We start from the raw sequence: 14,630 nt of genomic DNA, 5'->3' as shown, positions 1-14,630 counted from the left end.
GTTTCTTTTAAATCCTCCCCAAACCCCTTCTTTCTTGCGCTTCACTTTCAAAGCAGTGCTTGAAAGTTTGCTCAGGAGGAGCTTCCATCAACCTATTTAGATTTTTGGAAGTCCCCCCTTTGGAAAAGGTGAGAAGCGCTGCTTCGCAAGGGGGAGGATTTAAAGCCAGTCAGCTTACTGACAAGCTTCACAATCAGGGTTGTCAATTGAACATGCCATTGGTACTGGAGCGGCTTGAGCAAAATCTTCTTCAGCAGGCGCTTCAGCTTTTACTTCAGGCGCTATCGCAACAGTTACAGGGGCTGCAACAGTTGCAGGTTTAACTGCATTCAATGCGCCCGTGTTAATCGTAGATTTCTCTGCAGAAGTCGCACCCAATGCACGGAGGTAATAAGTCGTTTTAAGACCACGTAACCAAGCCATTTTATACGTCAGGTCAAGTTTCTTGCCGTTTGCACCAGAGATGTAAAGGTTCAATGACTGAGCCTGGTCAATCCATTTTTGACGACGTGATGCAGCATCCACAATCCAGCGTGGCTCAACTTCAAACGCAGTCGCGAAGATTGCTTTAAGCTCTTCAGGAATACGCGAAATCTTTTGAACAGAACCTTCGAAGTGTTTCAGGTCGTTTACCATCACAGCATCCCAAAGACCGCGATCTTTCAACGCACGTACCAGGTACGGGTTGATCACTGTGAATTCACCAGAAAGGTTGGATTTCACATACAAGTTTTGGAAGGTTGGTTCGATAGACTGAGAAACACCACAGATGTTCGAAATGGTCGCAGTCGGTGCAATCGCCATCACGTTCGAGTTACGCATACCGTCTTTTTGAACTTTGGCACGCAAAGTGTCCCAGTCCAAACGTTGTGTACGGTCTACTTCGAACATGCGTTCTGGACGTGATTTGGCAACGATGTCTAAAGAATCGATTGGCAAGATACCTTGATCCCAAAGTGATCCTTTAAATGTTTCGTAAGTACCACGTTCAATTGCCAGGTCGCTAGAAGTCTGGATTGCGTAGTAGCTGATCACTTCCATAGATTCGTCAGCGAAATCTACCGCTTCATCAGAACCGTAAGCCAGTTTCATCTCATATAAAGCATCCTGGAAGCCCATGATACCCATACCAACCGGACGGTGTTTCAAGTTCGAGTTGCGTGCTTGCGGAACAGCGTAGTAGTTGATGTCGATGACGTTATCAAGCATACGAACAGCAGTTTTCACTGTACGAGCTAATTTTTCGCGATCTAACACACCACCTTGAACATGTTGTACCAGATTGATCGAACCTAAGTTACATACCGCGATTTCGTCTTGGTTTGTATTCAAAGTAATTTCTGTACACAAGTTAGATGAGTGAACTACGCCCACGTGTTGTTGCGGTGAACGCAAGTTACAAACGTCTTTGAATGTGATCCAAGGGTGACCAGTTTCAAACAGCATAGAAAGCATTTTGCGCCATAAATCTTTGGCACGAACTTTCTTGTGCAGCATGTCAGTTTCTTTGGCAATGCTTTCATAGTAAGCATAACGTTCAGCAAATGCTTCACCAGTTAAATCGTGAAGATCCGGTGTTTCAGATGGGGTGAACAATGTCCATTCAGCATCTTCAAATACACGTTGCATGAACAAGTCTGGAACCCAGTTTGCAGTGTTCATGTCGTGGGTACGGCGCCGGTCATCACCGGTGTTCTTACGAAGCTCTAAGAATTCTTCGATGTCCAGGTGCCAGGTTTCAAGGTATGCACATACTGCACCTTTACGTTTACCACCTTGGTTTACCGCAACAGCTGTATCGTTGGCTACTTTAAGGAATGGAACCACACCTTGAGACTTACCGTTGGTACCTTTGATGTATGAGTTCAAGGCACGAACTGGTGTCCAGTCATTGCCTAAACCGCCTGCCCATTTAGACAACATTGCATTATCACGCATTGCGCCATAGATGTTGTAAAGGTCATCGGCAATCGTGGTTAAGTAACAGCTCGACAACTGTGGACGTAAAGTACCAGAGTTGAATAGGGTAGGCGTAGATGCCATGTAATCGAAGCTAGATAACAAGTTATAGAATTCGATTGCACGTTCTTCACGGTTGTCTTCGTTAAGCGCTAAGCCCATTGAAACACGCATGAAGAATAGTTGCGGTAATTCGAAACGCACGCCATCTGAGTGGATGAAGTAACGGTCAAATAAGGTTTGCAGACCTAGGTATGTAAACTGGTTAGAGCGTTCTGGCTGAATCGCTGCTGCCAGTTTTGCAAGATCAAACTCAAGAAGATCTGCAGATAACAGGTCCAGCTCGATCCCTTTCTTCAAGAAGGTTTCTAAAGCATCGGCTTCATTGGTATCTGTAGACAGACCCAAGAACTCAAGACCAGTCGTCACCAGATTGTCACGAAGTAAACGTGCAGTCACATAGGTATAGTTAGGTTCTTGTTCAATACGGGTACGTGTCGCCATCATCATGGTTGTTGAGATGTCAGACTCTTTTACGCCGTTGTACAAGTTTTTCACCGTCTCATCGACAATTGCTTGTACATCAATGCCTTCAAGGCCTTCAGCAGCTTTTGCCACATGCGCTTCTAATGCACCCAGGTCAAGCGGTTTATGTTGACCGTTTGCAGTAATCACTTGCAAGGTTGGGTGATGATGAGCGCCAGTTTGTTTGCGTGCTTCAGAGCGTTGCTCGCGGTAGATGACATACGCACGTGCAACTTTTTGTTCACCTGTACGCATGAGCGCCAGTTCAACTTGGTCTTGAATTTCTTCAATATGAATCGTGCCGCCTGACGGTAAACGACGGTTAAACGTGTTCATCACCATTTCGGTCAGCTGCTCGATACGGTCATGAATACGGCTTGAATCAGCGCTTTGCTGGCCTTCTACAGCCAAAAAAGCTTTACCTATCGCTACAGAAATTTTTTCTGCGTCAAAAGTGGCAACATCACCGGTGCGTTTAATCACCTGAAGTTGACCAGGAGTTGAAGTGATTACGCTCATTGTGGCATAGCTCCATTGTCATCTATTGTTTTATATGTGTGACCATTTGAACTGGATGATATTTCATCTCAGTATTTGATGATTAAACACAAGAACTAGTGGTTTAAAATCGGAATAAGCACAAGATACGGGAAAATTCAGGGTAGATCAATATTGACATTTCGTTAAAATTTTTGATTGAACTCTGCAATGATCCTTTGCAAAAACATCCCTATTTTTATGTTTCTTGTAGAAGCCTTATCAGACAAGGGCATAGCATATCAAAGCTAAAAAAATGTGCTTATAGATAACATTGTGGATAACTTAAAAGAAATCGGCTAACTAGTCAGAAACTGTGCAAACAGCAGGGTGGATCAAAAAATAGACATTTTGTAACTTAATATTTCTGTAAATTTCCAGAAAATCACTAAAATATGAAAAATCCAATAAATTCAATGTTTAAAAAAAATATAACAAAATGCTACTTTGATGTATCAGTTTGGTGAACGGTATCTTGTTTACAATGTAAACGTGTGTATATTGCTGAATATATTAAAGCGTATCCAATGGATTTTTAAGGATACCTTAATCCAATATAAAGGGGCATTTTATGAGCCAAGAAGAAAAGTTACCTAAAATTTTAATTGTTGAAGACGATGAACGTCTTGCACGTTTGACTCAAGAATACCTTATCCGTAATGGGTTAGAGGTTGGGGTAGAGCCTGACGGTAATCGTGCAATCCGCCGTATCATTGCTGAACAACCGGATCTGGTGGTGCTTGATGTGATGTTGCCGGGTGCAGATGGTTTGACCATTTGTCGTGAAGTGCGTCCACATTATCATCAGCCGATTTTAATGTTGACTGCACGTACTGAAGACATGGATCAGGTTTTGGGTCTGGAAATGGGGGCGGATGACTACGTTGCCAAACCCGTTCAACCGCGTGTATTGCTTGCCCGTATCCGTGCCTTGCTGCGCCGTACCGACAAGGCGCCTGAAGATGAAGTGGCTCAACGCATCGAATTTGACGACCTGGTGATTGATAACGGTGGTCGTTCGGTGACCTTGAATGGCGATTTGGTTGACTTTACCAGCGCTGAATATGACCTGTTATGGCTGTTGGCTTCAAATGCCGGCCGTATCCTGTCTCGTGAAGATATTTTTGAGCGTCTGCGCGGCATTGAATATGATGGCCAGGACCGTTCAATCGATGTACGTATTTCACGTATCCGTCCAAAAATTGGCGATGATCCTGAAAATCCAAAACGTATTAAGACTGTACGTAGTAAAGGTTATCTGTTCGTTAAAGAAACCGGTCTTTAAGCGCTACCCGCTAATTTTATAGGACAGCTTCGTGTTTAAACACAGTATATTCTTGCGCATTTATGCCGGGTTAGTGATTTTAGTGGCCTTGGTGGCTTTATTTGGCTACCTGCTGGTCCAAATTATCAATTACCAGCGTGCGCAAGAATATCGTGAATCTTTAACCGATGGCATTTCTTATATCATTAGCGAGGGTATTGCCCGACAGCCGAATGAGCAACAAAAGCGGGACTGGATTTCTGATGCTTCAGATTTGCTTGAGCTGCCCATTTATTATGTCGATGCCAACAAGGTCGATTTATCCCGCGCCGAACAAAGACGGGTCGAGGAGCGTAAAGCGGCAGTTCGTTATGATGCAGAAAACTCGATTGCCTATATTATTATTGGTATGAAGGATGATCCCAAGCATTTACTTTATGTAAAAGTAGATAAAATTGGGGAACGTCAAATGAAGGCGTTGCCTATTTTTATTCTGGATTATCTGGTGTATTACCCTGGGCAGGAAAAAGAATATCTTGCCAAAATTCAAGCGAATTTCTCTTATCCGATTGCGATTGAAAAAGTTCAAAATCTTCCGCTCGATTCAGAGCAAATTGGCCGACTTCGACTAGATCACAGTATTATTTTATACCGTGATAATGCCTCGGTGCGCGGTACCACTATCTCGATTGTTTCACCGATGCCAAGTTCACCTTCAGAGGTGCTGGTTTTGGGTCCGGTACCCTTATTTAACTGGATGCCTTTCCAGTTGGCTGCAGGCATTACCTTGCTAAGCTTGTTTGTATTGAGTCTTGGGGTATATGGTTTGCTGGTGCCTATGCAGCGCCGCTTACGCGAAGTAAATTATGCACTGCATCGTATGAAATCGGGTGACATGACCTTGCGTTTGCCGGTCGATGGTACCGATGAAATGGCCAGTCTGGCGACCAATTACAACAGCATGTCTGATCACATTCAGCGCCTGATTGAGGCGCAGCGTGAGCTGATGCGTGCAGTTTCGCATGAGCTGCGGACACCTGTGGCGCGTATTCGTTTTGGTATGGAAATGCTGGCGGAAGAGGAAGATTACGACTATCGCTTGCAGCAGGTCGAAATGATTGATAAGGATATTGAGGCACTGAATACCTTGATCGATGAAATCATGACTTATGCAAAACTGGAGCAGGGCACGCCTTCTTTAGATTTTGAAAAAATTATTCTGTTTGAAGTGTTGGATCAGGTGGTTATTGAAACCGAAGCCTTGAAGACTCAAAAAGAAATTGAACTGAAAGCGCCGCCTATTACTGTAGTGGTGGATGCTGAACGTCGCTACTTGCATCGGGTGGTGCAGAATCTGGTCGGTAATGCAGTTCGCTACTGTGACCATAAGGTGATTGTCAGTGGCGGAATTAATGACGAAGGCCTGGCTTATGTTCAAGTAGAGGATGACGGGGCAGGTGTGCCGGAAGAAGAGCGTCAGCGCATTTTTGAAGCTTTCGCGCGTCTGGATGATAGTCGTACCCGTGCTTCTGGAGGCTATGGTTTAGGTTTATCCATTGTGAGTCGTATTGCCTACTGGTTTGGCGGTAAGATAGACGTCGATCAAAGTCCGGTTTTGGGCGGTGCACGCTTTACTATGTGCTGGCCTGTGCAGCGCTTTAACAAATCCAAAAAGAAAACCAATCTTATAAAAGATGGCATCTTGAATACAGAATTTTAAATGAATAAGTAAAGAAGAAAAAAGCACCGAATCTGGTGCTTTTTTTAGGCTTTATTCATGACTGGTCGCATCTGGTTTTATCAGACTTTTCCCCTGTTTTAGACTGGCGAGAGCCTCTGCATTAAAGTCCAGCAGCAAAGAATTATTTTTAGGATCAATCGCATAATGGCTAATCAGTTTCTGGTCACCATTTAAAGTTTCAATCTTGTATTCATCAGCAACATTTAAAATGGCTTCTAGATTGGTGGTGGTTGAAGCAAAGTCCTGACGGAAAAGATCATAAATATCACGCAGGTCAAAAATCGCATCCTGAGCATCTGGATGTTTCTCAATGTATCTTTCTACGTGGTGCACTAACAGTTGTGCAAAAAAGAAATATTCAGATTCATGGGCATATTTTAATGTCATTATTGTTTCTCCTGTCTATTCGCTTTTTAAGTTTTAAATACAAATATCACAAACTGTTAAACGCATGTCAAAGTGTTGCAAAAAAGCCACAAGAATTAAGAAGATTATGCATAAAATTTCGGGTAGCTTATAAAACGAATCAGAGCGGTTTATTTTCAATAAAGTGGCGATGAAGAATAAATTTTAATCAGTACCTGCAGCTCTTATCATTTTTTAAATAAATACCCAAAATAAATTAAACTTTAAAATTGATAGGATATTCAGCAATAACTGCACTTTTGATTTGAAAAATAAATGAGCAAGATTTCCTCATAAAATCTTAATGTGAGAAAATTTAATAAAAATAACTATTTTTATTTAATAAAACGATTAAGGTTGTGTGTAAGGGAATAAATGCAAATTAAAAGCTGAAATGCCGAAAAAATCATCCAAAAGACTAAGGCTTATAAGCTAGCAAGTGAAATCATAAATCAGGTACAATTGGCGGGATTAATTTTGTGTTTGGTGTATTTGAAGGCCAATACATACATTCTTTGTTAATAAATTAGGCCTGCCAGGAGTTATCCCCGCATGAGTGCCATTACTCCATACGATTGGGCAATTATTGCCTTCGTGATCGGCGTTACATTTCTTTGTGTCTTTATGCTCACAGTTCCTTTACTCCTTGGGGGTAAATCATGGGGCCGTGCAAAGCAAGAGCAATTTGAGTCAGGTGTGGTAGGTGCTGGTGGAGCACGTATCCGCTTGTCTGCAAAGTTCTACTTGGTTGCTATTTTCTTTGTGGTATTTGACCTGGAAGCACTGTATCTCTACGCATGGGCTACATCAGTTCGTGAAGTAGGTTGGTTCGGTTTTACCACTGTTGTCATTTTTGTGGTCGATTTATTGATTGCTTTGATTTATGCCATTGCTGTAGGGGCATTAAACTGGGCACCAACCGATCGTCTCAAAGCAGCAGTGATGAAATCGAAAGTGGGTTCACCGAATATGAACCTTGCCGACATTACGCGCTTTAATTCTATTGAAGAGTTGGTTGTTGACCCTACAGGTCAAATTCCAGCTCAATCATCTGGTCGTGTGAAAAAATCTGCGACTACATCATCTAGTAAGGAGTAACTCGGGATGAAATATACATTAACCCGTGCGAATCCGGATGCTGATCAATATCCACTTCAAGAGCGTCAAATCGTTACCGATCCGCTTGAAGAAGAAGTGAATAAAAATGTGTTCATGACTCGTTTAGAGGATGTAATGCATACAGCTGTAAACTGGGGCCGTAAAAACTCTGTATGGCCTTTTAACTTTGGTACATCATGCTGTTACGTAGAATATGCAACCACCTTGACCGGTGTGCATGATATGTCACGTTTCGGTGCCGAGGTTATTCGTGCTTCACCTCGTCAGGCTGACTTAATGATCGTTGCAGGAACCTGCTTCGTGAAAATGGCACCTGTAATCCAGCGTCTATATGAGCAAATGTTAGAGCCTAAATGGGTGATTTCAATGGGTGCTTGTGCAAACTCTGGCGGTATGTACGACATCTATTCAGTGGTGCAAGGTGTGGATAAAATCATCCCTGTCGATGTGTACATCCCGGGTTGCCCGCCACGTCCTGAAGCATTGCTGCAAGCATTAATGTTGTTACAAGACCAAATTCAATTAGAGCGCCGTCCGCTTTCAGCGGTCATTGGTGATGATCTTCAGCCAGTATATAAGCCAAAGATGCAGCCAGAACGTGACCGTAAGAATGCTGAACGTATTGCAGTGAAAAACTTACGCTCTATGGATGAAATTAAATAATCTGAGCGACAAAATATTGATGCACCCGGTCTGGGTGTAATTGTCGTTTAAGGTTGACTGAATTTGTATTAAATAGGAAGCCAAGCCAATGGCTGAAACTGACATTGCTATGCCAGAATCAACTCCAGTTGATTCACGCCCAGCATTTGCAATTATAGAAGAGCTCAAAACCAAATTTGGTGAGAACTTCTTTGTGCAAACGACTTTTGAAGACTTTCCAACAGTCTGGGTTGAGCGCGCACGTGTACAAGAAGTTTTAATGTTCTTGCGCAAGGTGTCACGTCCATACGTGATGCTGTTCGACTTGTCTGCGGTAGATGAACGCTTGCGTACTCACCGTGACGGTTTGCCTGCGTCAGACTTCACTGTGTTCTATCACTTGTTGTCGCTAGAGCGTAATACTGACATTCGTATTAAAGTTGCGTTGAATGAGAGTGATCTCAACATTCCGACAGCAACCAACATCTGGCCAAATGCCAACTGGTACGAACGTGAAGCTTACGACATGTTTGGTATCAACTTCGAAGGGCATCCAATGCTCCGTCGTATCTTGTTGCCGACATACTGGGAAGGTCACCCGCTACGTAAAGAATATTCTGCACGTGCTACTGAATATACCCCGTATATGCAGAACCAGGCGAAGCAGGATTTCGAACAGGAACACTTGCGTTTCGTTCCTGAAGACTGGGGTCTAAAACGCGGTAATGCCGACGAAGACTTCATGTTCCTGAACTTGGGTCCTAACCATCCATCTGCGCACGGTGCGTTCCGTGTGATCTTGCAGCTGGACGGTGAAGAAGTAAAAGACTGTGTGCCTGATATCGGTTATCACCACCGTGGTGTGGAAAAGATGGCTGAACGTCAAACCTGGCATTCATTCATCCCGTATACAGACCGTGTCGACTACCTGGGTGGTTGTGCGCAAAACATGCCTTATGTGATGGGCGTGGAGCAATTGGCAGGCATCACTGTTCCTGACCGTGCTCAATGTATCCGTGTCATGATGTCTGAATTGTTCCGTATCAATAACCACTTGTTATATATCGGTACTGCAATTCAGGATGCCGGCGGTATGACGCCTGTGTTCTACATGTTCGCTGACCGTCAAAAAATCTATGACGCTATTGAGGCGATCACTGGTTACCGTATGCACCCGGCATGGTTCCGTATTGGCGGTACTGCACATGACTTGCCAAATGGTTGGGATAAGCTAATCCGCGAAATCCTTGATTGGATGCCGAGTCGTTTAAATGAATACTACACAGCTGCGCTGAAAAACTCAGTGTTCATTGGCCGTACACGTAATGTTGCTCAATACGATGCAAAATCTGCATTGGCTTGGGGGGTAACCGGTACTGGTCTACGTGCAACAGGTATTGATTTCGACGTGCGTAAATACCGTCCTTATAGCGGCTATGAAAACTACGATTTCGACGTACCGGTTGAATACGAGGGCGATGCTTACGCGCGTGTGATCGTTCACTTCCGTGAAATCGAACAGTCACTGAAAATCATTAAACAGTGCTTAGACAACATGCCTTCTGGTGCGTACAAAGCAGACCATCCACTGGCTGTTCCACCACCAAAAGACAAGACATTGCAAGATATTGAAACCTTGATTACGCACTTCTTGAGCGTGTCATGGGGTCCTGTAATGCCTGCAGGTGAAGCATCTGTGATGGCGGAAGTGGTAAAAGGTGCATCTAACTACTACTTGACTTCAGACAAGTCAACCATGAGTTACCGTACCCGTATCCGTACACCAACTTTCACGCACTTACAGCAAATGCCTTCTGTGATTAATGGCAGTCTTGTATCTGACTTAATCATTTATTTAGCGACAATTGACGTCGTAATGGCTGACGTGGATCGCTAAGGGGTAAACGCATTATGATGATTTTGACTGATAAAAAGCCACGTGTGAATGTTGAAGGGATTCTAACTTCGGAAGAAATCCACGAAATTGAACATCACATTGGTCACTATCCGTACCCACGTGCTGCATGTTTAGATGCGCTGAAGTGTGTACAACGCCGTAACGGCTGGGTAGATGACGCACAAATGAATGCAATTGCTCAGCTTTTGAGTATGAGTGTTGCAGATCTTGAAGGGGTTGCGACTTTCTATAACCGTATTTACCGTCAACCGGTTGGTCGTCACGTAATTTTATTATGTGATTCAATCGCATGTTTCTTGATGGGTGCGGAAACTTTGGCAGAAGCCTTCCAGCGTGAATTGGGTATTCAATTTGGTCAAACCACCGCTGACGGTCGTTTTACTTTATTGCCAATTTGCTGTTTGGGTAATTGTGACAAAGGTCCAACCCTGATGATTGATCAAGACACGCACGGTTTGGTTGAAGTGACTTCAATTAAACAGTTATTGGAGAAGTATGTATGAATACTGAACCAAAACCAATTTATGGCGACGGTAACCCGGAAACTCACCCATTAACATGGCGTTTGAGTAAACAGGAACACGTTCGTAGTGCAGATGACTACGAAACACTTGAAGGTTATGCCGGCTTCAAAAAAGCCATTGGCATGCAACCGAAAGAAGTTCTTGAAGTCATTAAAGCTGCAACGGTAAAAGGCCGTGGTGGTGCAGGTTTCCCGGCAGGGATTAAATGGTCACTCATGGCGCCAAATGATGGTGGTCCTCGCTACCTGATCTGTAATGCCGATGAAATGGAACCAGGTACTTTCAAAGACCGCTTGTTGATGGAAAAACTTCCGCATCAATTGATCGAAGGTATGCTGATTGCAGGCTATACGCTAGAAGCAACTCAGGGTTATATCTTCATCCGTGGTGAGTACATCGAAGCTGCTGGCTACTTAAATGAAGCATTAGAGCAAATCCGTGCCAAAGGTTACTTGGGTGAAAACATCTTGGGTTCTGGTTGGAATTTCGATTTACATGTGCATACCGGTGCGGGTCGTTATATCTGTGGTGAAGAAACCGCATTGATTAACTCGCTTGAAGGTCGCCGTGCCAACCCACGTACCAAACCACCATTCCCGCAAGTTGCAGGTGCTTGGGGTCGTCCTACGATTGTCAACAACGTAGAGACCTACAACAACTTACCGGCAATCATGCTACGTGGTCCTGAATGGTATATCGGCTTATCTGCGGGTAAATCGAAAGATCCAGGTACCAAAATTTACGGTGCATCAGGCAAAGTGAAATTCCCTGGTCTTTGGGAGCTTCCATTTGGTACGACTGCGCGTGAAGTGATTGAAGATCACGCTGGTGGTATGCGCGACGGCTTAAAGCTTAAAGCCTGGTTACCAGGTGGCGCATCAACTGACTTCCTGGCAGCAGAGCATATCGACTTGCCAATGGATGCGGAAAGCATCATGAAAGCAGGTTCACGTTTAGGTACCTGTTTGCTGATGGTGGTTGATGAAACCCAATGTATGGTTTCAGCAACGCGTAACCTTGAAGAATTCTTTGCGCGTGAATCATGTGGCTTCTGTACGCCTTGCCGTGATGGCCTACCTTGGGCGGTTAAAGCGCTGAAAGCACTTGAAGACGGTACAGGCAAGAAAGAAGATATCGATCACTTACAAGAACTGACTCGTAAGCTTTGGATTGGTAAAACTTTCTGTGCTCATGCTCCAGGTGCTATGGAACCGCTTATGGGCGCACTCAAACATTTCCGTGGCGAATTTGAAGCGAAGGTAGTCAATGCCGCAGCTCAAACCAGCAACGTAGAACAAGCTTAAGGAATTCGACTATGGCTACAATTCATGTCGATGGCAAATCGTATGAAGTCAACGGCTCGGAAAACTTGCTACAAGCATGTTTGAGTCTTGGCATTGATATCCCATACTTTTGTTGGCATCCATCCTTAGGTTCTGTCGGCTCTTGCCGTCAGTGTGCCGTGACTCAATACGCGAATCCGGAAGATACCCGTGGTCGTTTGGTCATGTCATGTATGACACCTGCTTCTGACAATACCTATATCTCAATTGAAGATAACGAAGCGAAAAACTTCCGTGCTTCAATTGTAGAATTCTTGATGACGAATCACCCACACGACTGTCCAGTGTGTGAAGAAGGTGGTCACTGTCATTTGCAAGATATGACTGTGATGACACAGCATGATCGTCGTCGCTACCGTTTCACCAAACGTACTCATTACAACCAGGAGCTAGGCTCATTCATTTCACACGAAATGAACCGTTGTATTGCTTGCTACCGTTGTGTGCGTTACTACAAAGATTATGCAGGTGGTACAGACTTTGGTGTCTATGCAAGTGCATCACGAGTTTACTTTGGTCGTCCAGAATCAGGTACTTTAGAGTCTGAATTCTCTGGTAACTTGACTGAAGTATGTCCTACAGGTGTATTTACCGACAAAACTCACTCTGAACGCTATAACCGTAAGTGGGACATGCAGTATGCGCCAAGCGTATGCCAAGGCTGTTCTTCAGGTTGTAACATCTCTCCGGGTGAGCGTTATGGCGAACTTCGCCGCGTAGAAAACCGTTTCAATGGTGACGTTAACCAATATTTCCTTTGCGACAAAGGTCGTTTTGGTACAGGTTATGTGAACCGTGCAGACCGTCCACGTCAACCACAATTGCGTGATGGTGCCAACGTAACGACTATTTCAGTTGATCAGGCATTAGATACCGTGATTGCAAATATCCAGAGCAAAAAAGTTCTAGGTATTGGTTCACCACGTGCATCGCTTGAAACTAACTTCGCGCTTCGCGAACTTGTTGGTCAAGACAACTACTCAACCGGTATGTCGCAAAAAGAGCAAAGCCTGGTTGAACTTGCAGCTTCTATCATGCAAACCGAGGGTGTCTATAACCCGACCATGCGTGAAATCGAAAGCTATGATGCAGTGCTCATCTTAGGTGAAGACTTAACCCAAACTGCGCCACGTATGGCATTGTCTGTTCGTCAGGCTGCGAAAAACAAAGCCAAAGAAATGGCTGCAGAGCGCCGTACCCAAGAATGGTTGGCTGAACCGGTACAACGTATTGGTCAAGATGAAAAATCTCCAATCTTCATTCTTGCTGCTACACAAACACGTTTAGCTGACGTTGCAACAGGTGAAGTGGTTGCTTCTCCAAACGATATTGCACGTTTAGGCTTTGCGGTTGCTGCTGGTGTTAAAGGCGAAAGCATTCTTGGTTTAGATGACGATGCTAAAGCGTTTGCACAAACCATCGCGGATACCTTAAAAGCTGCGAAGAAACCATTGATCATCTCTGGTACAAGCTTGCAAGATGCTGCAATCATGGAAGCTGCTGCACAAGTGGCTCAGAACCTTGGTAATGCAGGCTTAACATTGACAGTTCCTGAAGTGAACTCAATGGGCTTGGCAATCTTCGGTGGTCAAAGCTTAGAACAAGCTTTCGCTCAAGATTACGACACTGTTGTAATTGTTGAAAATGACCTTTACCGTCGTTTACCAGCTGCACAAGTGAATGCTGCACTTTCAGGCAAAGAAGTGATTGTTCTAGATCACTCTGAAACTGAAACAGTGAAGAAAGCGGATATTGTGCTTTCAGCTGCCAGCTTCGCGGAAGGTGATGGTACTGTGGTATCGCAAGAAGGCCGTGCACAACGTTTCTACCAAGTGTATGACCCAAGCTACTACAAACCTGAACTTGCGATCAAAGAATCATGGCGCTGGTTACATGCCATTGAAACTGGCGTGAAAGGCAAAGCGATTTCTTGGACATTGCTTGACGATGTTATTGAATCCGTAGTGAAAAATGTTCCTGCACTTGAAGCAATTCAAGATGTAGCGCCAGATGCGGGTTACCGTATCCATGGCTTGAAGATTGCGCGTGAACCACGTCGTTACTCAGGTCGTACTGCAATGCGTGCACCACTTTCAGTGCATGAGCCTAAACAGCCGATCGACGTCGATTCTGCATTAACATTCTCTATGGAAGGTTATGTGGGTAATGAAACCCCATCTTCACTGGTTCCGTTCGCATGGTCTGCAGGCTGGAACTCTCCACAAGCCTGGAACAAATTCCAGGATAACGTGGGTGGTCACTTAAAAGGCGGTGATTCAGGTATTCGTTTATTCGATCGTTTGGCTAAACGTCCTGTACGTACATTCGTTGCTCCAGCACCAGTACTGGTAAATGCTGAAAGCTTCCGTTTAGTGCCGATGCATCACATTTTTGGTTCTGGTGAATTCACTGTGAAAACACCTGCAATGGAATCGCGTATTCCTGAAGCAGTATTTGCAGTGGGTGAACAGGATGCTGCGCGTCTAAACGTTCAAGATGGTCAAAAAATTACTGTGAAAGCAGGCGAGGCAACCATTAGCCTTCCAGTTCAAGTGATCGAATATTTACCTACGGGTTATATCGGTTATCCAATTGGTCTTGCACCAACGGTTTCACTTGCAGAACCTGTCTCAGTCGCGGTAGGAGTGTAATT

Annotated in this window: 10 protein-coding genes; 8 read left to right on the top strand and 2 right to left on the bottom strand. The window is 44.3% G+C overall.

What is annotated here, in order from left to right:
* Window positions 1–174: 174 nt before the first annotated feature.
* Window positions 175–3,003 carry a ribonucleoside-diphosphate reductase subunit alpha gene (locus B9T26_RS08040; RefSeq protein WP_086199192.1) on the bottom strand — a complete coding sequence of 943 codons (2,829 nt, stop codon included), beginning with the start codon at window positions 3,001–3,003 and terminating at the stop codon, window positions 175–177.
* A gap of 589 nt (window positions 3,004–3,592) precedes the next feature.
* On the opposite strand from B9T26_RS08040, the gene bfmR reads away from it, so the two are divergent.
* A complete protein-coding gene (bfmR, locus tag B9T26_RS08030; protein WP_086174887.1) occupies window positions 3,593–4,306 on the top strand; it encodes a response regulator transcription factor BfmR in 714 nt (237 codons plus the stop codon).
* Between the two features lie 31 nt (window positions 4,307–4,337).
* The gene (bfmS, locus tag B9T26_RS08025) at window positions 4,338–6,005 is read left to right on the top strand and encodes a sensor histidine kinase BfmS (protein ID WP_086199191.1); all 1,668 of its coding nucleotides are present in this window, start codon (window positions 4,338–4,340) and stop codon (window positions 6,003–6,005) included.
* 51 nt (window positions 6,006–6,056) lie between these two features.
* Here the strand turns inward: bfmS and B9T26_RS08020 are convergent, their stop codons facing one another.
* Complete coding sequence (locus tag B9T26_RS08020; RefSeq protein WP_086199190.1) at window positions 6,057–6,413, bottom strand: hypothetical protein; 357 nt, start codon at window positions 6,411–6,413, stop codon at window positions 6,057–6,059.
* A 570-nt stretch (window positions 6,414–6,983) separates the two neighbouring features.
* Here B9T26_RS08020 and ndhC point away from each other — a divergent pair.
* From ndhC to nuoG, 6 genes are all read left to right on the top strand, one after another.
* Window positions 6,984–7,529, top strand: a complete 546-nt coding sequence (gene ndhC, locus B9T26_RS08015) for an NADH-quinone oxidoreductase subunit A (protein ID WP_086199189.1) — start codon at window positions 6,984–6,986, stop codon at window positions 7,527–7,529.
* A gap of 6 nt (window positions 7,530–7,535) precedes the next feature.
* Entirely contained in the window at window positions 7,536–8,213 is a 678-nt protein-coding gene (locus B9T26_RS08010) for a NuoB/complex I 20 kDa subunit family protein (protein WP_086199188.1), read from the top strand.
* Window positions 8,214–8,301: 88 nt separating this feature from the next.
* On the top strand, window positions 8,302–10,089 hold the full coding sequence (nuoC, locus tag B9T26_RS08005; protein ID WP_086199187.1) for an NADH-quinone oxidoreductase subunit C/D: 1,788 nt from the start codon (window positions 8,302–8,304) through the stop codon (window positions 10,087–10,089).
* Window positions 10,090–10,103: 14 nt separating this feature from the next.
* Complete coding sequence (gene nuoE / locus B9T26_RS08000; protein WP_086174881.1) at window positions 10,104–10,613, top strand: NADH-quinone oxidoreductase subunit NuoE; 510 nt, start codon at window positions 10,104–10,106, stop codon at window positions 10,611–10,613.
* On the top strand, window positions 10,610–11,938 hold the full coding sequence (gene nuoF, locus B9T26_RS07995; RefSeq protein WP_086199186.1) for an NADH-quinone oxidoreductase subunit NuoF: 1,329 nt from the start codon (window positions 10,610–10,612) through the stop codon (window positions 11,936–11,938). Before nuoE ends, nuoF begins: the two co-directional genes overlap by 4 nt.
* Before the next feature lie 11 nt (window positions 11,939–11,949).
* Window positions 11,950–14,628, top strand: a complete 2,679-nt coding sequence (gene nuoG / locus B9T26_RS07990) for an NADH-quinone oxidoreductase subunit NuoG (protein ID WP_086199185.1) — start codon at window positions 11,950–11,952, stop codon at window positions 14,626–14,628.
* Window positions 14,629–14,630: the final 2 nt, after the last annotated feature.

The organism is Acinetobacter sp. ANC 4169 (genome assembly GCF_002135355.1).
Taxonomy (GTDB): Bacteria; Pseudomonadota; Gammaproteobacteria; order Pseudomonadales; family Moraxellaceae; genus Acinetobacter.
Note: the sequence above shows the minus strand (reverse complement) of the source record. Positions and strands in the feature narration are given on the sequence as shown.

Bases quoted from the DNA above. Each gene is read 5' to 3' on its own strand.
- B9T26_RS08020 (WP_086199190.1), bottom strand. From the start codon at position 6,413: ATGACATTAAAATATGCCCATGAATCTGAATATTTCTTTTTTGCACAA.
- B9T26_RS08040 (WP_086199192.1), bottom strand. From the start codon at position 3,003: ATGAGCGTAATCACTTCAACTCCTGGTCAACTTCAGGTGATTAAACGC.
- bfmR (WP_086174887.1), top strand. From the start codon at position 3,593: ATGAGCCAAGAAGAAAAGTTACCTAAAATTTTAATTGTTGAAGACGAT.
- nuoC (WP_086199187.1), top strand. From the start codon at position 8,302: ATGGCTGAAACTGACATTGCTATGCCAGAATCAACTCCAGTTGATTCA.
- B9T26_RS08010 (WP_086199188.1), top strand. From the start codon at position 7,536: ATGAAATATACATTAACCCGTGCGAATCCGGATGCTGATCAATATCCA.
- nuoG (WP_086199185.1), top strand. From the start codon at position 11,950: ATGGCTACAATTCATGTCGATGGCAAATCGTATGAAGTCAACGGCTCG.
- nuoE (WP_086174881.1), top strand. From the start codon at position 10,104: ATGATGATTTTGACTGATAAAAAGCCACGTGTGAATGTTGAAGGGATT.
- ndhC (WP_086199189.1), top strand. From the start codon at position 6,984: ATGAGTGCCATTACTCCATACGATTGGGCAATTATTGCCTTCGTGATC.
- nuoF (WP_086199186.1), top strand. From the start codon at position 10,610: ATGAATACTGAACCAAAACCAATTTATGGCGACGGTAACCCGGAAACT.